Raw genomic sequence first — 26,768 nt, 5'->3', positions numbered from 1 at the left:
AAGTGCGCACTCGGCGCGTGGGCTCGCCGATGAGCACCCGCATCCCGCGGATCGTCGTCGCCGCGCCGTCGTCCAACGCCGGCAAGACGTCGCTCACCACCGGCCTGATCGCCGCGCTGACCGCCCGCGGGCTCACCGTGAGCCCGCACAAGGTCGGGCCGGACTACATCGACCCCGGCTACCACGGGCTGGCCGCCGGCCGCCCGGGACGCAACCTCGACCCGTGGCTGGTCGGCGACGACCGGATCACCCCGCTGTTCCTGCACGGCTCCCGCGGCGCCGACGTCGCGGTGGTCGAGGGGGTCATGGGGCTGTTCGACGGCGCCGCGCACGCCAGCGTCGAGCCCGGCTACGGGTCGACGGCGCAGCTGGCCACCCACCTGCGGGCGCCGGTGGTGCTGGTCGTCGACGCGGCCTCGCAGGCCCGCAGCGTCGCGGCCCTGGTGCACGGGTTCGCCACCTTCGACCCGACGGTGCGGATCGGCGGCGTGGTCCTCAACCGGGTGGGCACCGACCGGCACGAGGCGATCCTGCGCGAGGCGCTCGGCGCGGCCGGGGTGCCGGTGCTGGGTGCGGTCCGCCGGATCGAGGACCTGTCCACCCCCTCCCGCCACCTCGGCCTGGTCCCGGCCGCCGAGCGGTCGGCCGAGGCGGTCCGCACCGTCCGTGCGCTGGGCTCGGTGGTCGAGTCGTCGGTCGACCTGGACGCCGTCCTGCGGCTGGCCCGCACCGCACCGGACCTGCCCGGCGAACCCTGGGACCCGGCGGCGGAGGTCACCCGGGTCGAGGGCCGGCCGGTGGTCGCCGTCGCCGGCGGCCCGGCGTTCACCTTCGGCTACGCCGAGACCGCCGAGCTGCTCACCGCCGCCGGCGCGGAGGTCTGCACGGTCGACCCGCTGCGGGACGACGCGCTCCCCGCCGGCACCCGGGCGCTGGTGGTCGGCGGCGGCTTCCCCGAGGTGCACGCATCCGCACTGAGCGCGAACGTCGGCCTGCGGACGGCGATCGCCGACCTCGCCGCGCGCGGTGGCCCCATCGCCGCCGAGTGCGCCGGGCTGCTGTACCTCTCGCAGGAACTGGACGGCGAGCCGATGTGCGGTGTGCTGCCCACGACGACGGCGATGCACCCGCGGCTGACCCTGGGCTACCGGGCGGCGGTCGCGCTGACCGACAGCGTGCTGGCCCCGGCCGGCACCCGGGTGCGCGGGCACGAGTTCCACCGGACCACCGCCGCCCCGGGCGCGGGGCCCACCCCGGCCTGGCAGTGGAGCGCCGACGGCCCGGAGGGCTTCGTCAGCGGCAACGTGCACGCGTCCTACCTGCACCTGAACTGGGCCGGATCACCGGGGATGGCCACCCGCTTCGTCACCGCCGCCGCGCGGCTCGCCCAGGAGGTCGGCCATGCACATCGCTGAGGGGTTCCTGCCCGCGCCGCACGCCGTCGGCTGGACCCTCGTCGCGGCCCCGTTCGTGGTGCACGGCGCCCGCGCGGTGGTGAAGGAGGTCCGCGAGCACCCGGAGTCGACCCTGCTGCTCGGCGCGGCCGGCGCGTTCACCTTCGTGCTGAGCGCGATCAAGCTGCCCTCGTTCAACGGCAGCTCCAGCCACCCGACCGGCACCGGGCTGGGTGCGGTCCTGTTCCGGCCCCCGGTGATGGCGCTGCTCGGCACGGTGGTGCTGCTGTTCCAGGCGCTGCTGCTCGCCCACGGCGGGCTGACCACGCTGGGCGCCAACGCGTTCTCGATGGCGGTGGTCGGGCCGTGGGTCGGCTACGGGGCCTACCGGCTGGTGCGCCGCTGCGGCGGCGGGCTGCTGCCCGGGGTGTTCGCCGCGATGGCGCTGGCCGACCTGGCCACCTACGTGACGACGTCGCTGCAGCTGGCGCTGGCCTTCCCGGACGCGGAGAGCGGGCTGGCGGGCGCCGCGCTGAAGTACCTGGGCGTCTTCGCGCTCACGCAGGTGCCACTGGCGGTCGGCGAGGGGCTGCTCGGCGTCCTGCTGTTCCGGGTGCTCACCGTCAACGCCCGGCCCGAGCTCGAGCGCCTCGGCGTCCTCCGCCCGGCCCCCGACCCCGATCCCGCGCTTTCGCGCGACCAGTCACCCGCGCTTTCGCGCGACCAGGCACCCGCGCTTTCGCGCGACCAAGCACCCGCGCTTTCGCGCGACCAAGCACCCGGGGAGGGGCTCCGATGAGGCGGCACCTGGTCACCGCGCTGCTCGTGCTGGCCGTGATCGCGCTGTTCGCCACCCCGCTGCTGCTGGACCGGGAGAGCGAGTACGCCGGCACCGACAGCCAGGCCACCGAGCTGGTGCAGGAGTCCGACCCGGGCTACGAGCCGTGGTTCGAGTCGGTCTTCTCCCCCGGCTCCTCGGAGATCGAGTCCGGCCTGTTCGCGCTGCAGGCCGCCCTCGGCGGCGGCGTGCTCGGCTACGTGCTCGGCCGGCTGCGCGGCCGCCGGACGGCGCCCCGGGCAACGGAGACCCCCACCACGGGGCCGTGACCGGGCTCGCGATCGACGACGCCGCCTGGGCCAGCACCTGGCGGCGGCGCTCCCCGGCCGACAAGCTGCTGCTCTCCGGCGGGCTCGTGCTCAGCGCGCTGGTGCTGCCGGCCTGGCCGGGCAGCGTGCTGGTCGGGCTGGTCGCCGTGGTCCTGGCGCTCGGGCCGGCCCGGGTGCCGGCGCGGACGTTCGGCCGGGCCATCCGGCTGCCGCTGGCGTTCATCACCATCGGCGCGCTGACCGCGGTGGTGCAGGTCGGCGACGGCGGGCTCGGCTGGGCTCCGGACGCCGCGGAGCGGGCCGGCGGGCTGGTCGGGCACGCGCTGGCCGGCAGCGCCGCCGTGCTGCTGCTGGCGACGACGACGCCGATGTCGGACCTGCTGCCCGCGCTGCAGCGGCTGCGGGTGCCGGCCGCGGTGGTGGAGGTCGCCTCGGTCACCTACCGGCTGCTGTTCGTGCTGCTGACCAGCCTGACCACCATCCGGGAGGCGCAGACCGCGCGGATGGGCCACTCCTCGGTGCGCCGCTCCTACCGCTCCAGCGGGGTGCTCGCCGCCGCGGTGCTGACCCGCTCCTGGGACCGGGCCCGGCGGCTGCAGGACGGGCTGGCCGGCCGGGGCATGGAGACCGGCCTGCGGGTGCTGCCCGAGACCCTGCCGGGCTCGCGCCGGTTCGAGGCGCTCACCGTCGCCGGGCTGGCCGCGCTGGTCACCGTCGGGGTGCTCGCGTGAGTCACCTGACGCTGGCCGCGGCCGGGCTCACCGTCGGCTACGACCGCCGCCGGCCGGTGCTCGACGGCGCCTCGCTGACCGTGCCGGCGGGCCGGCGGCTGGCGGTGCTGGGCGCCAACGGCTCGGGGAAGACGACGCTGCTGCGCTGCCTGTCCGGCGCGCTGGAGCCCGCCCGCGGCCGGGTGACGCTGGACGGCGCCGAGCTGCACCACACCCGGAAGGGGCTGCGCGCGCACCGGCAGGCGGTGCAGCTGGTGCTCCAGGACCCCGACGACCAGCTGTTCAGCGCCTCCGTCGCGCAGGACGTCTCCTTCGGCCCGGTCAACCTGGGCCTGACCGAGGACGAGGTGCGCGCCCGGGTCGCCGAGGCGCTGGAGCTGCTGGCGGTCACCCACCTGGCCGACCGCCCCACCCACCAGCTGTCCTACGGCGAGCGGAAGCGGGTGGCGATGGCCGGCGCGGTGGCGATGCGCCCCTGCGTGCTGCTGCTGGACGAGCCGACCGCCGGGCTGGACCCGACCGCGGTCGGCGAGGCGCTGGCCGCCCTCGCCCGGCTGCAGGAGGCCGACTCGACCGTGGTGATGAGCACCCACGACGTCGACCTGGCGCTGCGCTGGGCCGACGAGGTCGCCGTCGTCGTCGACGGCCGGGTGGTGCAGGGGACGCCGGAGGCCGTGCTGAGCGACGACGCGCTGCTGGCCCGCGCCCGGCTGGACCGCCCCTGGGCACTGACCGTGGGCGCCCGGCTGCGCGAGCTCGGGCTGCTGCCCGGGGGCGCCCTCCCGCGCGACGCCGACGCCCTGCTCGCCGCGCTGCCCGACTCCCCCGGGGTCCGGGCGTGATCACCGTCGGGGTCGGCGCCGCCTCCGGGGTGACCGCCGAGGAGGTGCTGGCCGCGGTCGACGCCGTGCTGCCTGCGGACGCCGGCTCGGTCGGCCTGGCCACGCTGGACGCCCGGGCCGCGGAGCCCGGGCTCCGCGAGGCCGCGGAGCGGCGGGGCTGGCCGCTGGCCGGCCATCCCGCACCGGCGCTGGCGGCGGTGCCCGTGCCGGCGCCCTCGGCGCGGGTCGCGGCCGCGGTGGGCACCGGCTCGGTCGCCGAGGCCGCCGCGCTGCTCGGCGGGGGGCAGCTCGTCGTCGGCAAGACCGTGGTCGGCCGGGTGACCGTGGCGGTCGCAACCCGTTCCCGCCAAAATGGCCATTTTGGCGGGAACGACGGCGAGGACGGGGGGGACGACGTCGACCTGCGGCCACACGGCGACGCCGAGGTCGGGCCCGGGCTGGTCGACCTCGCGGTGAACGTGCGGGCCGACGCCCCGCCGGCCTGGCTGCGGGCGGTGCTGCACGAGGCGCTGGACGCCAGCGCCGGCTACCCCGACCCCGGCCCGGCGCGGGCCGCCGTCGCCGCCGCGCACGGGCGTGCACCCGGCGAGGTGCTGCTCACCGCCGGGGCGGCGGAGACCTTCACCCTCCTCGCCCGGGCGCTCACCCCGCGGCGGGCGGTCGTCGTGCACCCCTCGTTCACCGAGCCGGAGGCGGCGCTGCGCGCGGCCGGCCACCCGGTCGAGCGGCTGCTGCTGCCCGCCCCGGCGTACCGGCTCGACCCCGCCGCGGTGCCCGAGGACGCCGACCTGGTGGTGCTCGGCAACCCGACCAACCCGACATCGGTGCTGCACTCTGCAGAGGCGGTGGCGGCGCTGGCCCGGCCCGGTCGCGTGCTGGTGGTCGACGAGGCGTTCGCCGACTCGGTGCCCGGCGAGCCGGCGTCCCTGGCGCACCGCACCGACCTGCCCGGCCTGCTGGTGGTGCGCAGCCTGACCAAGACCTGGGGGCTGGCCGGGCTGCGGGTCGGCTACGCCCTCGGCCCGACCGACCTGGTCGCCGCGCTCGCCGCGCAGCAGCCGCACTGGCCGGTCTCCACCCCGGCGCTGGCCGCGCTGGTCGCCTGCACGACCGACCGCGCCCGGGCCGAGGCCGCAGCGGTGGCCGACCAGCTCACCGCGCACCGGCGGGAGCTGCTGGCCGCCCTCCCGGCCGGGGTGGAGGTCATCGGCGACCCCGCCTCGGCCTTCGTGCTGCTGCGGGTACCCGGCGGCGCCCGGGTCCGTGACCTGCTCCGGGAGGCGGGCTGGGCAGTGCGCCGCGGGGACACCTTCCCGGGGCTGACCGGCGACCATCTGCGGGTCGCGGTGCGCGCCCCGGGGACCTCCCGTGCGTTCGGCCAGGCGCTGGCTGCGATCCTGGAGCGGGTCACCGCCGACGTCGCCGCTGATCTGCCACCCCGACCGGCCGCCCTGGCAGAGGAGACCGATGACCGCGCCTGACCCCGCCCCGGCCGCCGTCTACCCGGTCGGGCTGCGCCTGGCCGGACGCCGTGTCGTGGTGGTCGGCGGCGGGCAGGTGGCCCACCGCCGGGTGGCCGGGCTGCTCGAGGCCCGCGCCCTGGTCACCGTGGTGAGCCCCGAGGTCACCCCGGCGCTGGAGGCCCTCGTCGCCCCCGGCTCGGTGACCTGGCACCCCCGCCGGTACGTGCGCGGCGACTTGGCCGGCGCCTGGTACGCCGTCGCCGCGACCGACGACCCGGACGTCAACGCCGCGATCGCCGAGGAGGCCGAGCGGGCCCGGGTGTTCTGCGCCCGCGCCGACGACCGGTCGGCCTCCAGCGCCTGGACCCCCGCGGTCGGCCGACAGGGCGACCTGGTGGTCGGCGTGCACGGCGGGGGCGATCCGCAGCGGGCCATCGGCGTGCGCGACGCGGTGCTCACCGGGCTGATCGACGGCTCGATCTCCGACCGCGCCGCCCGCCCCACCGAGGGCGCCGCCGGCAGCGTCGTGCTGGTGGGCGGCGGGCCCGGCGACCCGGGCCTGGTCACGGTCCGGGGGCGGCACGCGGTGGCGACCGCCGACGTCGTCGTCGCCGACCACCTCGCCCCGCAGGGCCTGCTCGCCTCGCTGCCCGCCGAGGTCGAGGTGATCGACGCCTCCAAGCTGCCGCGCGGGCGGTCCATGGCGCAGGAGCAGATCAACGAGTTCCTGGTCTCCCGGGCGCTGGCCGGCAAGCGGGTGGTGCGGCTCAAGGGCGGCGACCCGTTCGTCTTCGGCCGGGGCTGGGAGGAGCTCGAGGCGTGCGCGGCCGCCGGGGTGCCGGTGGAGGTCGTCCCCGGGGTGACCAGCGCGATCGCCGTCCCGGGGCTGGCCGGGGTGCCGGTCACCCACCGCGGCATGACCCACGAGTTCGTCGTCGTCTCCGGGCACGTGCCGCCCGGGCACCCGGCGTCGCTGGTCGACTGGGCGGCGCTGGGCCGGCTGCGCGGCACGGTGGTCGTGCTGATGGGCGTGGACACCGCGCCGCGGATCGCCGCGACGCTGGTCGAGCACGGCCGCGACCCGCAGACGCCGGTCGCCGTGGTCGCCGACGGGGCGACCCCGAGCCAGCGGACGGTGCGCACCACCCTCGCCGGCCTGGGCGAGGCGATCGCGGAGGCCGGCATCCGACCGCCAGCGGTCTGGGTGGTCGGCGACGTCGTCGGCCTCGGCGCGCCGCCGGCCTGACCCGGGCCCCCGCCACGCGGCGTGTCCGCGCGTGCGCGCACAAAGCACTAGTACTGCCGATGTAGCACTCCTACTATGACCGCACCCAGCGGCCGAAGGAGTGGTGCACGTGCACGCCGTCCCCTCGACACCCCCGCCTCCCGAGCCCGTCGTCCGGGTCCGCGACCTGCGGATGAGCTACGGACCACGGCCGGTCCTCACCGGCGTCGACTTCGACGTCCACCCCGGCGAGGTCGTCTGCCTGCTCGGCCCGAACGGCGCCGGCAAGACCACCACCATTGAGGTCCTGGAGGGCTTCCGGCTGCCCTCGGGCGGTACCGTCGAGGTGCTCGGCACCGACCCGGCCACCGGCGACGACGCCTGGCGGGCCCGGATCGGGGTGGTGCTGCAGTCCTGGCGGGACCACCCCCGCTGGACGCCCCGCCGGCTGCTGTCCTACCTCGGCGGCTACTACGCCCCCTACGCGACGCCGGAGCACCCGCGCCCCTACGACGTCGAGTGGCTGCTCACCACGGTCGGCCTCACCGACGGCGCCGACCGGAAGATCGCCACCCTCTCCGGCGGGCAGCGCCGCCGCCTCGACGTCGCCGTCGGCATCATCGGCCGGCCGGAGCTGCTGTTCCTGGACGAGCCGACCGCCGGGTTCGACCCGGAGGCCCGGCGGGACTTCCACGACCTGGTGCACCGGCTCTCCGACCTCGAGGGCACCAGCATCCTGCTCACCACCCACGACCTCAGCGAGGCCGAACGGCTGGCCGACCGGATCCTCATCCTCACCGAAGGACGGATCGTCGCCGACGGCAGCCCGGACGCCCTCGCCCGGCAGGTGGCCGGGCAGGCCGAGGTGCGCTGGACCTGCGCCGGCGAGGTGTTCGTGCACGCCACCGAGGAACCGGTGCCCTTTGTCCGAGAGCTCCTGACCCAGCACGGCGAGGAGCTGACCGACCTGGAGGTGCGCAGGGCCGACCTGGAGGACACCTACCTGGCGATGGTGCACCGGTCCGAGTCGGCCCCCCGTCCCCCCGAGCTGGTGGAGGTGACCCGGTGAACGCCACCCGGCACGCGATCGGGCTGGGGCTGCGCCGCGGCTGGACCGAGTTCCTGCAGGGCCTGCGCAGCCCGCAGGACCAGGGCTTCTACCTGTTCATGGGCGGCATCACCCTGGGCTGGCTGTGGATCAACCGGGACGACGAGATCAGCGGCACCGGCCTGCTGTACCCGTCGTTCGCGCTGCCCAGCATCCTCGGCGGGCTGCTCGTGTTCGGCGTGGTCATCGGCCCGGCGTACGCGCTGGCCATGGAGCGGGAGGACGGCACCCTGCTGCGGCACAAGGCGCTGCCGGCCGGCATGCCCGGCTACGTCACCGGACAGCTCACGCTGCAGAGCCTGAACCTGGTGCCGACCCTGCTGGTGCTGCTCGTGCCCAGCCTGCTGCTCTTCGACGACGTGATGCACCGGGGAGCGGCCGGCTGGGCCGTCACCGTCGGGCTGATCGCGGTCGCCCTGCTCGCGTTCCTGCCCTGGGGCATGGTCATCGGTTCGGTGGTGCCCAGCGTCCAGAAGGTGGGCACCTGGGGGATGCTCCCGGTCCTCGTGCTGCTGGGGATCTCCGGGATCGTCGTGCCGATCCAGGCGCTGTGGGGGTGGGTGCAGGCCGTCGCCCAGGTCTTCCCGGTCTACTGGCTCGGCCACGGGCTGCGCTGGGCGTTCCTCCCCGAGGACGCGGCGGTCGCCGAGCTCGGCGACGTCTGGCGCCCCGGGGTGGCCCTCCTCGTGCTCGCCGCGTGGGCCGTGGTGGGCTGTCTGCTCGCACCGCGGGTGCTGCGCCGGATGGCCCGGCGGCAGTCGGGCTCGCAGGTGCAGGCCGCGCGGGAGGCGGCGCTGCAGTGGGTCAGGTGACCGAGGGTGTGCACAACCGGATCGCGCTGCTGCGCGCCGAGCAGGGGGTGACCCGGCGGGAGCTGGCCGACGCCCTGGGGGTGCACTACCAGACCGTGGGCTACCTGGAGCGGGGCGAGTACAGCCCCAGCCTGGCGATCGCGCTGCGCATCGCCGACTTCTTCCGGGTGCCGGTCGAGGCGGTCTTCTCCCTGACGCCGTTCCCCCGGGTCACCGACCTGCACCGCGCCGACCCGGGCGAGGCATCGACCGCCTGAGGTGGTGCAGGGGGTACCGGGGGTGTCGTGCCAGCGGGATGGATCGGCCCGCCGGGACGGACGAGGGTCGGGACGTCCGTCGTCCGACCCCAGGGAGTGACCGTGACCGGAACCGCCCGCCCGTCCACCGCCCGCCACGTCGGCGTCGTCGCCGCCGGCACCGCGCTCAGCGGCCTGCTCGCCGTCGGCCTGCTCGCTCCACCCGCCCTCGCCGGTCCGCCCCGGCACACCCCGCACGCCGCCCTCGAGCACGAGCTCGACGCCCTGGTCACCGACGACGGGTACCCCGGCGCCCTGGCGGCGGTGAGCGACGCCCGCGGCCGGGTGCGCGACCTGACCGCCGGCGTGGGCGACCTCGACACCGGCGCGCCGGTGCCCCGGAACGGGGAGGTGCGCGTCGCCAGCAACACCAAGGTGTTCACCGCGACCGTCGTCCTGCAGCTGGTCGGTGAGGGGCGGGTCGCCCTGGACGAGCCGGTCGAGACGTACCTGCCCGGGCTGGTCCGCGGCGAGGGCATCGACGGGCGGCAGATCACCGTGCGCCAGCTGCTGCAGCACACCAGTGGCATCCCCGACTACGACCACGTGCTGATCGAGGAGTGGCAGGCCAGCGGCTACTCCGGCTTCTACGAGCCGCACGACCTGCTGGCCGCCGGCCTGGGCCAGCCGGCGCTCTTCCCGCCCGGCGGCGGCTTCGAGTACAGCAACACCAACTACGTGCTGGCCGGGCTGCTGGTGCAGCGGGTGACCGGCCGCCCGGTCGGGGAGGAGATCACCCGGCGGGTCATCGAGCCGCTGGGCCTGCGGGACACCTACTGGCCCGGCGAGGGCGAGCAGCAACTGCGCGGCCGCCACCCGCACTCCTACTCCCCGGTCGAGCCCGAGGGCCCGCCGGTCGACGTGACCGAGCTCGACCCGTCCCTGGGCTGGGCCGCCGGGGCGCTGGTCTCCACGCCGCGGGACCTGCTGCGCTTCAGCCACGCCCTGATCGGTGGGGAGCAGCTCGCCCCCGAGCTGCTGGCCGAGATGCAGCGGACGGTGCCCGCCGTCGACACCGCGCTGCGCGGCGCGGAGGAGTACGGGCTGGGGCTGCAGACCTACACGCTCAGCTGCGGCGGGGTCGCGTGGGGCCACGGCGGTGACCTGCCGGGCTCGCACACCCGCAACGCGGTCACCAGCGACGGGCGCGGCGCAGTCGTCACGGTCACCGGCGACCCGAGCACCGAGGAGCAGGGCATCCGGCTCGAGGAGACGATCGACACCGCGATCTGCGGCTGACCCTCAGTCCGGTGGCACCCGCGCCGCGGCGTCCTCCAGCAGCACCGCGCGGTGCGCCGGGGGACGCCGCGGGCACGCGGTGCACGTGACCTCGTGCGGCACCCGGTACAGCAGGCAGCAGGAGGCGCGGCGGGTGAACCGGACTGCTCCGCCCCCGGGCCGGGCGACGTCGGTGAACCCCGCGCGTCAGTTTGGTGATCCTGAAGCCTCACCCGAACGCCCAGCATGTCTGATCAGTCGATGGGCAGGCGGTAGGCCTCGTCGGTGGGCACCCGCCCGGCGCTGGTGTGCGGCTGGGTGATGCAGCCCTGCTGCACCGCCGTGTCGTTGCGGATCGTGGCCGAGGAGACCCCGAAGTTGTACCGGGCCGCCGGCGACTTACTCCCCACCGGGTCGTTGGTGGAGAGGTAGTCTTGGACTATCGCTCGCAGCACGCTCAGGCGCCGGTCGTCGTGCGCCACGGCTGGCACCTCCCGAACCGGTCCCCGGGCCCACGCACGGACGGCCAGGACGCGTCCTGGCACTCACGCGAGCCGAGTGTCAGCACTACCGGTGACACCGCAGCCCTCAAGATGCCGGGGGCGTGCGCGTCGAACAGCTCGAACTCGTGACCCCCGCCTGCCGACCGACCAGCGAGATCAACCCTGCACTACATGGAAGGCGTGCACACACCAGGGCCCGAACCGCGCCCTTATGGCAAAGGTCGTCGACCAGGCGGCTCGCCGTTCAACAGGTCCGCGAACTCCTCCGGTGTGAGCGAGTACAAGATTCTCCCGTTCCGGCTCTCAAGGCCGTAGACCGACACTTCAGCCTCCGCCCAACCGTCCAGCTTCTCCAAAAGCACGTCGACCGTGAGGCGAACTGGCTTTTCCTCCGGCCCCGCATCCTCGTCCGCATTCTCTTCGATGGCTCGTTCCGAGGATTTCCAGAATACGAGCATCGTCCGACCCTCTCGATCCTCCCAAGGGATCAGTCCGCGATCGGTACCCCACCCCCAAAGAGCGCCATCTCGCTGGATGCTCGCCCGAAGCTCTCGTAGCTCAACACTCTTCTTTCCGATATGCAGAGGAAGCTCGTCCATCACCATTCCCTCGATTCGCTCGATTCCGGTCAGTAGGCGCCCATAGTACGGCATTTTTAGCGTCAGATCTGTCGCTTGCGACGATTCTTCTTACCCCAGTTATCGTACTTGTGCTGCCGCATGTGGTTCTGCCGCGTCTGGAGCACAGAGCACTGGTAACCGCACCCTCTGGCTGCTTCGTGAGTTCGCCGGTGCGCCATCTGCATTCCATCCACCCTCAGGCGCTTACCTTGCCGCGCTAGATTGGCAAGTTCACCTCGAATGGTCTTCGAAATTGTGTCGTTCTTTATAAGGGCGCGAAGGTTGGCTTGCTGACTGCTTGGTCCCACGGCACTGCAATTGTGGACCAGAGAGCCAGCGCCTTCGTCGCCGACCACGAACGTGTGGACGTTAGCGACGCTGAGGTTGTAGACAGTCTGCCCAAGAAGCCAGCCTCGGTCGTCAAGGTCCTGCACGACGCGGTAGTCACCGGCCGCACCCATGAGCAGGTCGCCGAGGGCCAGGTCGTCTGCCTCGGTCCAGCCTTCACCCTCCACCCAGATGGGGTGATTGGCGGTGGCGATCCACGTGTCGGCCCGCGCATCGCCGTCGGCGACTTGGCCGTCGTCGAGAGCGCTGGCCTGTGCCGGTGCGGTCACCACCTTGATCAGGTGCTTCTCGCCGTGGCCGACGATGACGTCCAGCACCGGCTGCCAGGTCACCTCGCCCGTCTCGGGATCACGGGTGGTGACGAGGTCACCGACATCGATCTGGCTGATCGGCTGGGTCGTTCCGTCAGCCATGAGGACGCCGGTCCCGGGGGAGAAGCTGTTCCCCAGTCGGCAGCTGTTACGCCCCTTGAAAGCCTTCACTACGGAGCGGCCAGCTCGGGCAGAGACCTTGCCCGCGGACCTGGCCGCAGCCATGCCGACCTTCACCATCGCCCCGCCACCAGGCACCATCGCCGCCGCGGCAGTGATGCTCATCTCCAGGGCCTTGCGCTTGTTTCCCGTAGCCGCGTAGGCGCCGGCGGATATCGCTCCCGCCGCTGCCCCGATGGGGCCGGGGACGACGGTGGCCACGACTGCGGTGACCACGGCCACCTTCTTCAGCATCTTCTTGAAGAAGGACCAGCGGCCGTCGAGGTCCGTGCAGTTGACCGGGTCGGCGGAGCAGTAGTCGTAAGCAGTGGCGTTGCCGCCGGGTTCGGGGTCCGGCGACCAGAACCGACCGGTGCCCGGGTCGTAGAGGCGAACTCCCATCAGGATGACGCCGGCCAGCGCGTCGGCCGAGCGCTGCGCCCCACCGAGCCAGCCGTACCGGCCCTCCCGCCCTGGTGCCGACCCATCGGTCGCCCGAGCAGCGCCGGTGGTCAGGTCGGTCGAGTTGCCGAACTCATCGGCGGCCTGGTGCACCAGCCCAGCCCAGTAGGCGGTGGACTCGCCGTCCCGGATCGGCAGCGTGGCCATCACGTCGCCGTGGAGGTCGATCAACTGCAGCACCCGAGAACCGGACTTGCCGGTCTGCACCGCCAGCGAACCGTCCAGGCCGTCGACGTAGCGGGTCACCTCGTCGGGCAGCGAGACGTCCTCAGCGATCCACGCCGGCGAATCACTGTCCGAGTCGTAGTGACTGACCTTGGTGACCGCCTCCTGCCACCCGGCCACCCCGTCCCCACCCACAGCCCACGCGGCATTGGAGTAGGAGGCGAACCGGCCGATCGCATCCAGCGCCCAGGTCTGCCGGGCTACACCCGGAATCGTCTGCGCGGCGACCAGGTCGTTGACGAAGTACTCGTTCGCAACCGTGGCACCGGGGCTGCCCCGCACCGGAGCGGTCGTGGTCCGCCCCAGCGGGTCGTACACCCACGCCCCTGCCGGCACCGCCGATTCGGTCACCAGCCGATCGGCCGAGTCGTACGTATAGCTGACGGCACTCACCGAAGGCGTACCCACAGCACCCGGATCCGCGCACACCGAGGTGTCCGACACCGCCGTCTTCAGCGCCGTACGCCCACCGCGGTCGTTGTAGGCGTACTTCCGCCACGCACAGGTCGACGTCCCACCGTTCAGATCCCGGACGTCGGTCAGCCGCTCCAACCGGTCGTAGGTGAACTGCTTCGCCCCGGCCGCCGTCGTGTGCGTGACCCACTGCCCGCTGCTGTTCTCCACCACCGCCGACGAGGCGATGACCTCCTCATCGGAGCTCCGCAGGTACGTGCGGGTGACGGGAGCGCGGTTGGCGTCGTAACCGATGCGCAACTCGACGCCGCCGGGGAGCGTCTGACTGGTCACCTGGCCGTCCGGGCCATACGTGGCCGAGATCGTGCCGGCGACGGAGTCCTGCACCGATGTGAGGAACCCGCGCGGCTCCTTGGCGCGGTCGTAGGTGAACGACGCCGTCGTCCCGAGGCTGTCGGTCACCTCGACCGGCTTGCCGTACCGGTCGAACACGCTGGCGGTCCAGCCGCCGTTGCCGTCCTCGTAGCGGGTCATCCGCCCCAGCTGGTCGAACGTCTTCTTGACCGACGAACGCACCGAACCACTCGCCGGATCAACGCCGTCGATGACCGTCACGTCCCCGGTCGCCGGGTCGTAGCGGTTCACCGTCCTGGCGACCGCCTGCCCGGCGTTCGAGCCGGTGATCGTCACCGACGCGACGCGGTCGGCAGCGTCGTACTCGGTCGTCGTCGTCCGGGACTGGGTGACCGTCGACCCGTTCAAGGGACCGGTCGCCGTTTCGGTGACCACCATCGCCGACCCGTACCGGTTGTAGGCAGTCACCTGCTTGACCGGCAGGTTCGTGGCCATCCGCGATGCGTTGTGGCCGGTGACCGCCCCGGCCACGTAGTTCATGCACGGCAGCCCGGCATACGCCGGCTTCCCACCGCACGCTGGGTTGGTCGGGTGCGTGCCGGCGGTGTAGTACAGCGCCAGGTTGGTGCCGGCGTCCGTGCCGGTCGAACCGCTCCGGCGGGACTCGACCGCACGCCCCTGGGCGTCGTAACGGACGAGCGCCTTCAGGTTCGCTCCGCCCGGCCCGGCGTCGTAGGTGATCGAGGTCGGCTGCCCCGTCTTCCAACCGGACGTCGGGCCGATCTTGGAGGCGCCGTCGATCGGGTCGTAGCCGTTGACCGTGACCTCGACGTCGAGCAGCTCCTCCTCGGCACCCGCCACGAGCAGCGCCTCGGTCTGTGTGGTGACCAGGTGGTAGGCGAGACCGTCCGGCTTGCCCGCGTCGTAGACGTAGGTCACCAGGTCGTGGACGAGCCGCACGTTGTTCGGGTCGTTGCCGACGGCCAGCTGGAGCAGCGGTCCGCGCTCACTGAGCAGGTCCAGGCCGTGCGCCCCGTACGTGCGGAGGGTGGACAACGCCTCGGCCCGGGCGGCCGAGTCTGACTGGGTCAGGTTCAGCTCTGCGAGATCGGCTGCGGACGACGGCATCTGGTCCAGGGCCAGCAGGCGGTTCGTCGCATCCAGCGACCTGACGACGTTGCCGTACCGGTCCTGTTCAGCGGTGTCGATGAACCCTGCGGCAGGCGCGTCCGGACCGGCGGGCGTTGCCGTGTTGACCTCACGCCCCGAAGAGTCGAGGTAGTGGACGGTCGCTGCGCGGTACCCGTCTGCGCCCGGCGTCGCCTTCTCGGCCGTGGTGACCGACGGCACGTCCTCGGGGCCGAAGACGGCTATCGCATCGGTCGGCGCACTGTTCTGCGCCCATGTTGCGAGATCAGCCGGCCCCAGGTCGTACGGTCCACCGGCCGACCTGGTCAGCGGCACCGCGTACACCAGGGTGGTCGTCGTGTCCGGTCCCGCCTCGCCGACCGTGCCCGGCACCAGAGAGGCGCGGGAGACACGGAGCAAGCGGCCAGAGGAGCGGTCGACCAGATCGCCCTTGCCGATCGTCGAGTTGGCGCCACCCGTGCCGTAGTCGAACGACCACGGCAGCTCACCCGGCGGCGTCATCGTGGTGACGCGGCCATCGCCGTCGTACGCATAGGTCGTCTTGAGCGCCGGTTCGATGCGGGGGTCCCAGACCTCCCGGAGCCGGCCACGATCGTCGTAGGCGTAGCGGACAGTTCCCACCGCACTGGTCGCGGCATCGCCGTGCACCGCGGACCAGAGGCGCACCTCGCTCAGCCGGTCGCCGTAGGAGCCGAACCGCGAAGCCGTGGCCGTGGTGGACGTGGAGTAGACGAGCTGCATCACCTCGCACCCCACCGCCGGAACGGCGCCGGTGCAGGCCTGCTGGTTAGTCGGCCAGTTGTCCACGCCCGGCTCGACGGCGGCGATCAGCCTCGTCAGCCGCAGCCGCCCGTTGACGGTCTCGTAGACCAAGCGAGTGGCGCCGGAAGCCGCGGGCGGGGACGTGGACGTCAGCTTGGCGTTCGTCGACCCGGGTTGGACGGCGAACTGGCTGACCGTGCCGTCGATCTCGGTGAGCCGCCACTGACCCGTCGCAGGCGAGGTGAGCGAGAGCGACTCAGCGCCGGGCTGCGGCCACCACTGCCCGTTGGCGCCCTGGGTGAACCAGAGCTCTCCCCCACCCGCCAGGTGCAGCGACGCCACGTCCGGATACGGCAGGCTGATGTAGTCGTACGCCGTGCCGGCCATCTCGTCGGCCACGCCGAGCGACCACTCCGGGCCGAGGGGCGACCAGATCTCCCGTACGGAGATGTCGTCATAGGCCATCGCTTCGGAGGTCTTGGTAAAGCCGTTGTACAACCTGATCCGAGCACCCGATGCCGCGTCGGCCGGCACGGTGAACTCAAGGGTGAGCTGCTGCCACATGTCCGTGCGGGTCGGTGCATTCGAGACCGCCGACTGGAGCTTGCCCGCGGCATCTCGCCACTCTGCGTAGATCCGCAGACCGCGCGCATCGTTGTCCGGCGTGAGGTCGATGGTGTGCGCGAAGGCCTGGATCCAACCGGTCACCCGATAGGTGGCACCCTTCGCCAGATCCGGCGCCTTGAGCTCCACGTACGAGTCGCTCGACGACCCGTTCGGATTGATCTGGAGTGCGCTTCCGCCGCTGTGCCATCGACCGACGATGCGGCTGAAGGTCGCGTTGCCGCCTGTGTAGCCGGTGGCATCGGACATCGTCTGCTGCGGCAGGCTCAACAGTTCTCGCTGGGGTTCCAGCCCCGCTCGTGGCTGCCGGGATGACGCTGTCCGTCCCAACGACAGGCCGAACTCGTCCACATCGGTGCTGGACAAGATGTAGTCGCCGGTGAGCAGGTTGACCGCACCTGGACCGACGTCATCGCTAGCCGCGTGGTCAGCGTCGGGCGAGACGGTCACCGTCACCCACTGGGTCCCGTAGGCCTCCGTGCCGTTGGCGTCCTTCGCCACGATGGCCTGTACCTGGACCGGACCGGGGACATGCCCCAACGTGAGGCCAGCGTCCCAGGTCGCGTAGTCGCCCATCGCGGAGAGACTCGTCCAGGTCGTGGTGACCGGATCGCCATTGGCCTTCGTCAGTGCACCGAGAGCGATCGCCTGACTCGCCGGCGCGTCCGGTCCGCGCCGCCAGGCGTACCGGACGTAAGAGAAGGCGGACTGCCCCTGGACGTCGAGGCGGACTCGGCGCACGACCTGATCGCCTTCGACGGGCGAGACCAGCCCTGCACGGCCCACGTTGAACCGGTACTCGACGATCGGCGACCGGTTGCCCGCCTTGTCCAGCGACCTGACCTTGAGCGTGTGCGGACCGTTGGTCGGCGGGGTGACGCTGAAGGTGGTCTTGTTGAAGGCCGTCGTGCCGTCGAAGGCCACAGCCCTGTTGGTCACGGCACCGTTGTCGAGCCCCCACTCGAACACGACCTGGGTGTCATCTGGCGCCGGCATCGTCGCGGTGAACGAGCCTGCCTGGTTCGCGACACCGTTCCAGCTGTCGTTGGACGGATAGGCGGTCGACGTGACGATCGGAGCAGCCGGCGCCGTGGTGTCGACGTACATCGACCACGAGCGATCCGACGTGGTCGACTGGATGCCGTCCGACGCGATGACGGAGAAGGAGTACTCCCCCTTCTCCGCGAGCTTGCCGGCCGGCACCTTGACCGAACCGACTTGGCCGGCCATGACCTTCGCGGCCGTCCCGCGCCAGATCTCCGTGTTCGTGCGCCCTCGGTAAAGGACGAATGTCATCGTGACCTGGGTGCCCGGATCTGCGTCGTTCGCGGTCGCCGCCAGGCTCGGGGTGGCACTGGTGGACCACCACGTGCCGTAGCAGGTCATGCCGGGGACCGTCTTGAGCCCAGTCGCCTTACCGGGTGGGGTGTTCCATCGGATGAACAGGGTGGGAGGGACCTCGAATGCGTTGGCGGAGACGAACTTCTTCTAGCCGTAGTTGTCCCGCTCGTTCTCTGCCTTCACCCCGACAGCAACGGCTCCCGCATGGTCGTTGGCCCACGCCTGCACCAGACCGGTGATGTTGGCTTCGACCCACCCTCACCACACGCGCTCGAGTGGCCCTTCGTGCCATTCGACGTGGCCCAGCGATGCCACCAGGTCGGCTGCGTGTTGATGCGGGTGCCCGTTCCGGCCTGGTCGGTGGACCAGACTTCCCAGTTGCGGGCCGAGCAGGACCAGGAGTGCCAGTTGTACAGCGACAGCGTGGCGTGCTGGATGAGTTTTCCCTTCATGCCTCCCATGTCGAGGTTGATGAAGGAGCGGGCCACGGTCGCTCCACCGTCGAAGGTGCCGATCCGGAGCTCTGGGCTGCCGGACTGATCGGTGGAATACCCGTGCTGGACCCAGGTGTCGAACCACCCCGTGTAGTTCTGCTCCGGATCGACGACGACCGGGTACTCGGTGGCCGCGTCCTGGAGGAACTCCTCCTCGGGTGCCAGGTCCAGCTCCACGACGCCGGGCTCGACCACCTCTGCGGCGGCGCTCAAGGGCAGCCCGGGATTTGCCTTGGCCTGCTCGGCCGCGACGTCGCCCTGCTGACCCAGCGCAGCACCGGGGGGCGTTTCATCGGTTGACATCTCGGGGAGCGCCGGATCGTCCGTTCCGCCAGTCGAAGGCTCGGGGTTCGGCGACTCCGCACTGGGATCGGCGTGCCACTCCGGCTCAGGGGCCGTGGCCAAACCGGGTCCGTCGCTGGGGGTCCACGGCTGGGTGACCGGATGGAGCCGCTCGCCGTCGACACCCGCGTCCCACGCGAGGGGGGTACCGGACTGCGCGACCACGTTCCCGGACTCGTCGGTGAACTGCATCCCCCCATCGGGCGTCGTGCCGGCGTCAAGCCCGTCGCTGCGGACGCGCAGCGTCAGGTCCGGCGCCTCGCCTTCCTGCGGGCGCTCGGTGAGCACGAAGAACTGCTCGTAGCCGGTGCGGGTGGCCTCGACGATGAGGTCGACGCCTGGCTGAACGTCCTCATACGTCGCTCGAGGTCCTTCCAGCCGGGGCGCCAGCAGCGATCCAGTCCACTCGATGCCGACCGATTCGCCGTTCTGACGGTTCATGGAGACGAGCAGGCCGTCGTCCGAGGTGCCCTCGCCGGCCAGCACGAGGTCGGCCGGGTGCGCCTTCGGCTGGACCGTGCCGTCGTCCGCGAGTTCGAGGGTCAGGTCGACCGCGGCCCAATCGGCGGACGACGTCCCATCGCCATCGCCCGTGCGGATCCAGACCGGACCGGACGCCAGCCCGGTCGACATCGACCCGTCCGGCAACGCCCAGGTGGTCGACGTCTCGGTGCGGTCGCCGACGACCTCGACCTTCTCCCCTTCAAGCCGGGCGATCGTGCGAGCGGAGGCCGCATCCGGAGCTTCAAGGCCGCCGCCCGGGCCACGGGCGGGCTCCTCCTGAGCGGGAGCATCAGGCGCGGGTGGCGCTGCGTTCGCATGCCCCACCACGACGAACGTCTCGACGAGCAGCGCACTGGCAATTGCGACGCCGAGCACGCCCTTGCTCCGCCACTTCGGGACAGGGCTGAAGTGATACCGAACGTGCACGTGACCTCATCGAGAGAGACAAGCCACGATCGAGTCACGGCGGACTCGAAACGCACATGTTCGGGCGTCGAAGAGACGCTGACAGGAGCGAAGAGCGAGGACAAGATCACCCGGAGTAACGGAATGATCAAGAACCATCGCTCCCCGCCACGCCTTCCCCTCCCGTCGCTGCCCCGACGCTCTCGCACGCCAGTGGGCAGTCCGAGTGGGGTCGATCGGTCCTCAGTCCTCGTCGGGCTCAGGGGGCTGGCGCCGTCAGGACCTCGCGGCAGAAGGCGGTTTCACGAGCCCTCGACTCTGACCACCCGGGCCCCCGGTGCGCCGGGGGCCCGGGTGCGTTCAGTCCGCGTTGCGGCCGCGGCGCCGCCCCAGCAGGACCGGCAGCGGGGAGAGCAGGAGCACCAACGCCGCCCCCACTGCGCAGTACGGCAGCAGCCGGGCGCCGATCGGGGCGAAGGAGATCTCCAGGCGTCCGTCGGTGACGCCGCCGGGCACCTCGACCTGCAGGGTCGCCCCGTCGAAGGCCGAGACGGGCACCGGCTCGCCGTCCAGGGTGGCGGAGAAGCCGTTCCAGTAGGCCGTGCGGAACACCAGGCGCCCGGCGGAGTCCCCGGTGGACACCGTGTAGGTCTCCATCGGCTCGCCCAGGTGGGCGAGGCCGTCCTCCGGACCGGCGGCCGCCACGGTCACGTCGTCCACCGAGGTCACCCGGCCCGGCAGCGGGTCGGGGCGTTCGTACTCCTGCCAGCCGTCCTGCTCCCCCACCAGGGTCCAGGTGTCCGCGAAGTACTCGGCGACGTCGTCCGGCACCGAGTCCTCGATGCCCAGCAGCACCCGGTTGCCCGACAGCAGGTCGACCCAGGGGACGTCGACCCCGTCGGGGACCTGCATGAGCCCGGGCTGGGCGTGGGCGAGGCCGTTCGCGTAGTCGGCCTTGACGTGCTCCTGCACGCCCTTCGGCCACACCGCCAGCGAGCCGTAGCCGACCCGGGAGTCCGCCGGCAGGTTGGCGTTCCCCCCGAGCACGCCCCGCCCCCAGCCGCGGTCGTTGCCGTCGTTGAACGCGCCGAACGGCCAGACCGTCAGCGAGGCGTCGGCGGCGTAGGCGTTGTCCCGGAACTCGGCGACGGTCGTCCCCACGTCGTACCCGTTGGTCATCGGCCGGTACAGGTCCACCGAGTCGTCCGGGCCCGTGACGTACTCCTCGACCCGGAACTGGACGACCTGCTCCACGCGCAGCTGCACCAGCAGCGGCGTCAGCGCGAGCAGCACGACACCGGTCGCAGCGAGGGGGCGCAGCCAGCGCCGGCCCGCGGTCCACGACCGGGCGGCCGGGGAGGCGAACAGCAGCACCAGGGCGGCGACGGCCAGGGCGACGAGGACCGCGTTGAGCACGTGGTAGCGCCACAGCACCGGCGCGCGGGAGACCGCCAGCGCGGCCTGCAGGAGCACCAGTGCGCCGGCGACCAGGAGCCGGTGCCGGGTGACGCACCGGGCCCGGGCGAAGGCGAGCAGGGCGAGCAGGGCGAAGGCGACCTGCACGACGGCCAGCAGCCGGAAGGGGTAGCGGAAGCCGAACACGTAGGTGGGCAGCTGGGTGAGGGCCAGGGAGACCACCCACAGCGCGCCGGCCGTCAGCACCCCGGGACGGCCGACCGCGCGACGCCAGTCGACCAGCGCCAGCATCGGGAGCGCGAACAGCAGGGTGCTGAGCATGGGCACGTTGCGGTCGGTGAGCTGGGTGCTGCCGCCGACCACGATGTCCAGCAGGTTCAGGCTGCCGCCGGCGGAGGCGACCGTGTACTCCGGGTGCGGTCGCCACATCCACTGCGCCACGTCCAGGGCGTTGACCAGGGTCGGCACGCTGAACGCCACCCCGGCCACCACCGCGACCACGGTCGCCAGCGTCCAGCGGTCCCGCAGCACCGCCCGCCCGTCCGTCCGCCAGCGCTCGGCCAGCTGCGCCAGCAGCAGGACCGGGACCAGCGGGAGGATGTACGGGTTGCCGGCGCAGATGACCGCGGCGAGGGCGAGGCCCACCCCGATCGGCGCGTACCACCGGCGCGAGGTCAGCGCGGCCCACAGCCAGACCAGCGCGGCCACGCTCCACATCAGCGCCGACCACGCGCTGCCCCACCAGACCAGGAAGCCCCCGGTGGAGGCCCCGAGGGCACCGGCGATGGCCAGCGCGGGGTGCACCCGGTGGTTCAGCAGCACGAACAGCGAGGCAGTGCCCAGCACGCAGATCGCCAGCCAGGCCTGTGCGGTGGCCAGGAACTGGAGGTCGCCCTGCTGTCCGGCCAGCAGCAGGAAGGGCCACCGGATCACGTCGAGCACGCCGTACTGCATGTCGGCAGTGAGGTTCGCCGACATGCCCTGGTCGGGGTCCATGAGCGGCGGCATCCCGCCGGAGAAGTTGTTGCCCAGCCACCAGGACATGGGCGTGAACTGCAGCTGCGCGTCGTCCAGCCAGAAGAACCGGGGGGCCACCGCCCGCAGCACGAGCAGCTGCGCGACCTGCAGCAGCAGGTACACCGGGAAGGCCCACAGGCCGGGGCGTCGCCACTGCGGCGGCCGGCCACCGGCTCCGTCGTCCGCAGGCTCCCGGGCGCCGAGGACGTCGGCCGGGACCGGGACCACGCTCCGGCCGGCCCGCCGGCGCTCGACGACCTCAGTGGACACGCTCATCGACACTCCCGATCACCAGACGCGCGCACGGTTCCACGCGTCCGCGGCCGCACGTCGCCGGCGCACCGGGAAGGACGCCCCCGTCACAGACACCGACGGTAACCGCGCGAGCGCTCCGGGTCCGGAGTGCCTGAGGCGTGGGCGGCGCGTGTGACGGGCGGTGCAGAAGAGCCGCGCTCAGTCCGGCCGCAGCCGCGCCGCGGCGTCCTCGAGCAGGATCCGTCGCTGCGCCGGGGGGCGCCGCGGGCAGGCGGTGCAGGTGGCCTCGTGCGGCACCCGGTACAGCAGGCAGCAGGAGGCCCGGCGGGTGAACCGGACGCCGGCGACGTCGGTGAAGCGCGGCGCGGGCAGCGGCGGGCCGATCTCCGTGGCCAGCGGGCCGGCCAGGGCGGTCGCTGCCGCGACGTCGCCGGTGGCCCGGCCCAGCGCGAGGAGCCGGTTGGCGAGGGAGTCGGTGGCGATCGCCCACAGCGGCCGCTCCCGCAGCCCGCCGGCCGAGGCCACCGCGGTGATCACGGCCGCGAGGGCGGCGCGCAGGTCACCGGCCGGGGCGCCACCGCCGGCCGGATCGCCGGCCGTCGCGGCGACCGGGGCATGCCCGCTCAGCAGGTGCAGCGTGGTGTCGGCGAGCCGGGCGGACACCGGCACGCCGGTGACCAGCCCGGCCACGACGGGGCCGAGCAGCACGCTGGAGGCCGAGTACCACCACACGGTGGCCAGCACCCGCGGGTCGCCGGTGCCCTGCCGGGGCACCCGGGCAGCGAGCACTTCGCGGGTCCAGTCGGGGTCGGCCAGCCGGGTCGCCGGGACGGCGACCGCCGACGGCGGCGGGAGCAGTCCGAGCCCCGATGCACCGGGCAGCCCGGCGAACCGCATCGACCCGGCGTCCACCGCGACAGTTTCGCCCGGCCGCGTTCCAGGGTGACGCGCGGGGGCACCTGACGAGGAGGTGACCGGGGCCATAGGTTGTGCAGCAGAGACAGCGCCGCCTCGCCGGTGGGTGGCGCCCGGATCCGGAGGTGGCGCATGAGCGAGACCCAGACGAACGACGCCCAGGGCCTGTCCAGCCAGCTGCCCGAGGGCGGGTTCCCGCCCCCGGAGGCGCTCGCCACCTCCGCCAACGCGGGGCCCGACACCTACGAGCGGGCCGCGGCCGACCGGGTCGGTTTCTGGGAGGACGCCGCCCGCCGGCTGGACTGGGCGCAGCCGTGGGAACAGGCGCTGGACTGGAGCAACCCGCCGTTCGCGAAGTGGTTCGTCGGCGGGAAGCTCAACGTCGCGGTCAACTGCGTCGACCGGCACGTGGACGCCGGGCACGGCGACCAGGTCGCCTACCACTGGGTCGGCGAGCCCGGCGACACCCGCACGCTGACCTACGCCCAGCTCAGGGACGAGGTCTGCCGCACCGCGAACGCGCTCACCGAGCTGGGGGTGACCGCCGGTGACCGGGTCGCGATCTACCTGCCGATGATCCCGGAAGCGGTGATCTCCATGCTGGCCTGCGCCCGCATCGGCGCCGTCCACATGGTCGTCTTCGGCGGCTTCTCCCCCGATGCGCTGGCCAGCCGGATCACCGACGCCGACGCCAAGGTCGTCATCACCGCCGACGGCGGCTACCGGCGGGGCGCGCCGAGCCCGCTCAAGCCGAACGTCGACGAGGCGCTGACCAAGGTCGCGTCGGACGGGTCGGGCGGCGTGCGCAGCGTGCTGGTGGTCAAGCGCACCGAGACCGACGTCGAGTGGACCGAGGGCCGCGACGTCTGGTGGCACGACCTGGTCGCCGGGCAGTCGACCGAGCACGAGGCGCAGGCCTTCGACGCCGAGCACCCGCTCTACATCATGTACACCTCGGGCACGACGGCGAAGCCCAAAGGGATCCTGCACACCTCCGGCGGCTACCTGACCCAGGTCAGCTACACCCACTGGGCGACCTTCGACCTCAAGCCGGACACCGACGTCTTCTGGACCGCGGCCGACGTCGGCTGGGTCACCGGCCACAGCTACATCGTCTACGGGCCGCTGGCCAACCGGGCCACCTCGGTGATGTACGAGGGCACCCCGGAGACCCCGCACCGGGGCCGCTGGTGGGAGATCGTGCAGGAGTACGGCGTCACGATCCTGTACACCGCGCCGACCACGATCCGCACCTTCATGAAGTGGGGCGACGACGTCCCGGCCGGCTTCGACCTCTCCTCGCTGCGACTGCTGGGCTCGGTCGGCGAGCCGATCAACCCCGAGGCGTGGCTCTGGTACCACAAGAACATCGGCGGCGGCCGCTGCCCGATCATGGACACCTGGTGGCAGACCGAGACCGGCGGCCACATGATCACCCCGCTGCCCGGCGTCACGAAGCTCGTCCCCGGCTCCGCCCAGCACCCGTTCCCCGGCATCTCCGCGAAGGTCGTCGACGACGAGGGCAACGAGCTCGCCGACGACTCCACCGGCCTGCTGGTGCTCACCGAGCCGTGGCCGTCGATGCTGCGCACCATCTGGGGCGACGACGACCGGTACGTCGACACCTACTGGTCGCGGTTCGGCAAGAACGTCTACTTCGCCGGCGACGGCGCCAAGAAGGACGCCGACGGCAACATCTGGCTGCTCGGCCGGGTCGACGACGTGATGAACGTGTCCGGCCACCGGATCTCCACCACCGAGGTGGAGTCGGCCCTGGTCAGCCACCCGACCGTGGCGGAGGCGGCCGTCGTGGGCGCCACCGACCCGACCACCGGCCAGGGCATCGTCGCCTTCGTCATCCTGCGCGGGGACGCCGTCGACCGGGGTGACGAGCTGGTCAAGGAGCTGCGGCTGCACGTGCGCAAGGAGATCGGCCCGATCGCCAGCCCGCGGCAGATCATGGTCGTGCAGGAGCTGCCGAAGACGCGCTCGGGCAAGATCATGCGCCGCCTGCTCCGCGACGTGGCCGAGAACCGGGAGCTGGGCGACGTCACCACCCTGACCGACTCCTCGGTGATGGAGCTCATCAGCGCCAAGCTGCCCTCCAGCGGCTCCGACGACTGAAAGCCCCCTCGCAGGCTCGGCGCGGGCCCCTGGAGGGTGGCCGTTCCAGTGCGTCACGCGGCTCGTGCTCTGCCCACCGGCGGTGGGCAGAGCACGAGCTCCGTGGCCTGCCGTCGTGCGCCCCGCGTCCGGCGGAGTCCGGTGCACGACGGGAGTGCCCTCCCCACGAGTGACCCCGGACGGCGACGAGCGCCCGCATGCGGCACGATCATCAGCAGTCCGATGCGCCGGGAGTCCGCCCGGCGCCGATGAGGGAGGAGCCACCCGTGGCCCACAGTGTGCCGACGCACCCGCAGCCGGGATCGACCGTCGCCGGCGCCACCGAGCCCTCGGTCGGCACGCTGGCCAAGAGCGCGATGACCGACGTCTCCACCCTGGTCCGCTCGGAGATCGAGCTGGCCAAGGCCGAGATCGGCGCCTCCGTCAAGCGGGGCGGCGCCGGCGCCGGGGCGTTCGCCGCCGCCGGCGCGATGCTCGCCTTCGCCGGGTTCTTCTTCTTCTTCTTCCTCGCCGAGCTGCTCGCCGTCTGGCTCCCCCGCTGGGCGGCGTTCCTCATCGTCTTCGCTCTGCTGGTCCTGCTGGCCGCGGTCGTCGGGTTCGTGGGCTGGCGGCTGGTCAAGAAGATCAAGAAGCCCGAGCGCACCATCGAGACGCTGCAGGACCTGCCCGACGTGATGCGGCGTGAGGCCCCCGGCCAGCGCACGCACGACCTCCCCACGGTCCGCGACGGCCAGGTCGTCCGGCAGGACGCGCACGCCCCTCTGCGCTGACCAGGTGAGCCTGCCCGGCGAAGGGCCGCCCGACGCCACCAGCGCGCTGCTGCCCGGCCCCTGGTCGCACCGCGACGTCTCCGCCAACGGCGTCCGGCTGCACGCAGCCGAGGCCGGTGAGGGGCCGCTGGTCCTGCTGCTGCACGGCTTCCCGGAGTTCTGGTGGGCGTGGCGGTCGCAGCTGGCCGGGCTCGCGGCGGCCGGGCTGCGGGTGGTCGCCCCCGACCTGCGTGGTTACGGGGCCAGCGACAAGCCACCCCGCGGCTACGACCTGCCCACCGCAGCAGCCGACGCGGCGGCCGTCATCCGCTCCCTCGGGGAGACCGATGCGGTGGTCGTCGGCTCGGACTGGGGCGGGCTGGTCGGCTGGACGATGGCCGCGCTGCACCCGCGCACCGTCCGCCGGCTGGTGGTGGTCTCCGCCGCCCACCCGCGGCGGCTGCGGGCCGGCATGTCGTCCGCCCAGCAGCGCCGCGCGATGGCCTACGCCCTGCGCTTCCAGCTGCCCCGGCTGCCCGAGCAGCGCCTGACCCGCGCCGACGACGACCCGGTGGCCGAGCTGATGCGCCGCTGGTCGGGCCCCTCCTGGGTGCACACCGCCGACTTCGCCGAGGCCGTCGAGCGGTACCGCTCGGCGGCCCGCATCCCGCAGGCCGCCTACGGGGCGATGGAGTACTACCGCTGGGCCGGCCGCTCACAGCTGCGGCCCGACGGGCTGCGGTTCGCCCGGCGGATGGCCGCGCCGATCACCGCACCGACGCTGCAGCTGCACGGTGCCCGGGACCCGCACGTCCTGCCGGCCACCGCCCGCGGGTCCGACCGCTACGTGGCCGGCGCCTACCGGTGGCGAGAACTCCCCGGGGTCGGGCACTTCCCGCACGAGGAGGCCCCGGACGAGGTCACCGCAGCGATCGCCGACTGGGCCTGGTCCTGACCCGCTTCCTCCAGCCCGACATCTGCGCTCTCGTTGCATCCCGGCGTCCACCCCCCCCCGAGGCCGCAGATCTCGCCGGCACGCCCCCGCTGCAGAGTCCCGCTGCGAGCCTGCGAGCGGTGGG

General features: G+C 72.9%; 20 protein-coding genes and 1 pseudogene. 14 read left to right on the top strand and 7 right to left on the bottom strand.

Going from position 1 to position 26,768, the window contains the following annotated elements; genetic code table 11:
* The first annotated feature begins 29 nt into the window (after positions 1-29).
* The 11 genes from ACI79Y_RS06485 (at position 30) to ACI79Y_RS06435 (ending at position 10,217) form a co-directional block, all read left to right on the top strand.
* Positions 30-1,415 (top strand): cobyrinate a,c-diamide synthase, encoded by a 1,386-nt coding sequence (locus ACI79Y_RS06485; RefSeq protein WP_457157683.1) that lies wholly within the window; start codon positions 30-32, stop codon positions 1,413-1,415.
* Positions 1,402-2,193, top strand: coding sequence for an energy-coupling factor ABC transporter permease (locus ACI79Y_RS06480; protein WP_457157682.1), 792 nt, complete (start codon positions 1,402-1,404; stop codon positions 2,191-2,193). The genes ACI79Y_RS06485 and ACI79Y_RS06480 overlap by 14 nt, the downstream gene beginning before the upstream one ends.
* Positions 2,190-2,501, top strand: coding sequence for an energy-coupling factor ABC transporter substrate-binding protein (locus ACI79Y_RS06475; protein WP_457157681.1), 312 nt, complete (start codon positions 2,190-2,192; stop codon positions 2,499-2,501). The genes ACI79Y_RS06480 and ACI79Y_RS06475 overlap by 4 nt, the downstream gene beginning before the upstream one ends.
* Positions 2,498-3,232 carry a cobalt ECF transporter T component CbiQ gene (gene cbiQ / locus ACI79Y_RS06470; RefSeq protein ID WP_457157680.1) on the top strand — a complete coding sequence of 245 codons (735 nt, stop codon included), beginning with the start codon at positions 2,498-2,500 and terminating at the stop codon, positions 3,230-3,232. The genes ACI79Y_RS06475 and cbiQ overlap by 4 nt, the downstream gene beginning before the upstream one ends.
* The gene (locus ACI79Y_RS06465) at positions 3,229-4,074 is read left to right on the top strand and encodes an energy-coupling factor ABC transporter ATP-binding protein (protein ID WP_457157679.1); all 846 of its coding nucleotides are present in this window, start codon (positions 3,229-3,231) and stop codon (positions 4,072-4,074) included. Before cbiQ ends, ACI79Y_RS06465 begins: the two co-directional genes overlap by 4 nt.
* Positions 4,071-5,555, top strand: a complete 1,485-nt coding sequence (gene cobC, locus ACI79Y_RS06460; RefSeq protein ID WP_457157678.1) for an Rv2231c family pyridoxal phosphate-dependent protein CobC — start codon at positions 4,071-4,073, stop codon at positions 5,553-5,555. The genes ACI79Y_RS06465 and cobC overlap by 4 nt, the downstream gene beginning before the upstream one ends.
* On the top strand, positions 5,542-6,783 hold the full coding sequence (cobA, locus tag ACI79Y_RS06455; protein ID WP_457157677.1) for a uroporphyrinogen-III C-methyltransferase: 1,242 nt from the start codon (positions 5,542-5,544) through the stop codon (positions 6,781-6,783). The genes cobC and cobA overlap by 14 nt, the downstream gene beginning before the upstream one ends.
* A gap of 109 nt (positions 6,784-6,892) precedes the next feature.
* Positions 6,893-7,831: an ABC transporter ATP-binding protein gene (locus ACI79Y_RS06450; protein WP_457157676.1), complete on the top strand. Its 939-nt coding sequence runs from the start codon at positions 6,893-6,895 to the stop codon at positions 7,829-7,831.
* Positions 7,828-8,682: an ABC transporter permease gene (locus ACI79Y_RS06445; protein WP_457157675.1), complete on the top strand. Its 855-nt coding sequence runs from the start codon at positions 7,828-7,830 to the stop codon at positions 8,680-8,682. Before ACI79Y_RS06450 ends, ACI79Y_RS06445 begins: the two co-directional genes overlap by 4 nt.
* Positions 8,679-8,939, top strand: coding sequence for a helix-turn-helix transcriptional regulator (locus tag ACI79Y_RS06440; RefSeq protein ID WP_457157674.1), 261 nt, complete (start codon positions 8,679-8,681; stop codon positions 8,937-8,939). The genes ACI79Y_RS06445 and ACI79Y_RS06440 overlap by 4 nt, the downstream gene beginning before the upstream one ends.
* Before the next feature lie 102 nt (positions 8,940-9,041).
* Positions 9,042-10,217: a serine hydrolase domain-containing protein gene (locus ACI79Y_RS06435; RefSeq protein WP_457157673.1), complete on the top strand. Its 1,176-nt coding sequence runs from the start codon at positions 9,042-9,044 to the stop codon at positions 10,215-10,217.
* Between the two features lie 3 nt (positions 10,218-10,220).
* On the opposite strand, the pseudogene ACI79Y_RS06430 reads toward ACI79Y_RS06435, so the two are convergent.
* The 7 genes and pseudogenes from ACI79Y_RS06430 to ACI79Y_RS06400 form a co-directional block, all read right to left on the bottom strand.
* A pseudogene (locus ACI79Y_RS06430) lies at positions 10,221-10,343 on the bottom strand ((2Fe-2S)-binding protein); the annotation flags it as partial.
* 107 nt (positions 10,344-10,450) lie between these two features.
* The gene (locus ACI79Y_RS06425) at positions 10,451-10,678 is read right to left on the bottom strand and encodes a hypothetical protein (RefSeq protein WP_457157672.1); all 228 of its coding nucleotides are present in this window, start codon (positions 10,676-10,678) and stop codon (positions 10,451-10,453) included.
* A 230-nt stretch (positions 10,679-10,908) separates the two neighbouring features.
* Entirely contained in the window at positions 10,909-11,298 is a 390-nt protein-coding gene (locus tag ACI79Y_RS06420; RefSeq protein ID WP_457157671.1) for a hypothetical protein, read from the bottom strand.
* Positions 11,299-11,360: 62 nt separating this feature from the next.
* Positions 11,361-17,513: a polymorphic toxin-type HINT domain-containing protein gene (locus ACI79Y_RS06415; RefSeq protein WP_457157670.1), complete on the bottom strand. Its 6,153-nt coding sequence runs from the start codon at positions 17,511-17,513 to the stop codon at positions 11,361-11,363.
* Positions 17,514-17,647: 134 nt separating this feature from the next.
* On the bottom strand, positions 17,648-19,183 hold the full coding sequence (locus tag ACI79Y_RS06410; protein ID WP_457157669.1) for a DNRLRE domain-containing protein: 1,536 nt from the start codon (positions 19,181-19,183) through the stop codon (positions 17,648-17,650).
* 390 nt (positions 19,184-19,573) lie between these two features.
* Entirely contained in the window at positions 19,574-21,922 is a 2,349-nt protein-coding gene (locus ACI79Y_RS06405; RefSeq protein ID WP_457157668.1) for a hypothetical protein, read from the bottom strand.
* Between the two features lie 177 nt (positions 21,923-22,099).
* Positions 22,100-22,813 carry a (2Fe-2S)-binding protein gene (locus ACI79Y_RS06400; RefSeq protein WP_457157667.1) on the bottom strand — a complete coding sequence of 238 codons (714 nt, stop codon included), beginning with the start codon at positions 22,811-22,813 and terminating at the stop codon, positions 22,100-22,102.
* 135 nt (positions 22,814-22,948) lie between these two features.
* Here ACI79Y_RS06400 and acs point away from each other — a divergent pair, with 135 nt between their 5' ends.
* The 3 genes from acs (at position 22,949) to ACI79Y_RS06385 (ending at position 26,644) form a co-directional block, all read left to right on the top strand.
* A complete protein-coding gene (gene acs / locus ACI79Y_RS06395; protein WP_457157666.1) occupies positions 22,949-24,940 on the top strand; it encodes an acetate--CoA ligase in 1,992 nt (663 codons plus the stop codon).
* Between the two features lie 266 nt (positions 24,941-25,206).
* The gene (locus ACI79Y_RS06390; protein ID WP_457157665.1) at positions 25,207-25,710 is read left to right on the top strand and encodes a phage holin family protein; all 504 of its coding nucleotides are present in this window, start codon (positions 25,207-25,209) and stop codon (positions 25,708-25,710) included.
* A 4-nt stretch (positions 25,711-25,714) separates the two neighbouring features.
* Positions 25,715-26,644, top strand: a complete 930-nt coding sequence (locus ACI79Y_RS06385; RefSeq protein ID WP_457157664.1) for an alpha/beta fold hydrolase — start codon at positions 25,715-25,717, stop codon at positions 26,642-26,644.
* The last annotated feature ends 124 nt before the right edge of the window (positions 26,645-26,768 follow it).

It is taken from the genome of Modestobacter sp. SYSU DS0875, from assembly GCF_054050915.1.
Note: the sequence above shows the minus strand (reverse complement) of the source record. Positions and strands in the feature narration are given on the sequence as shown.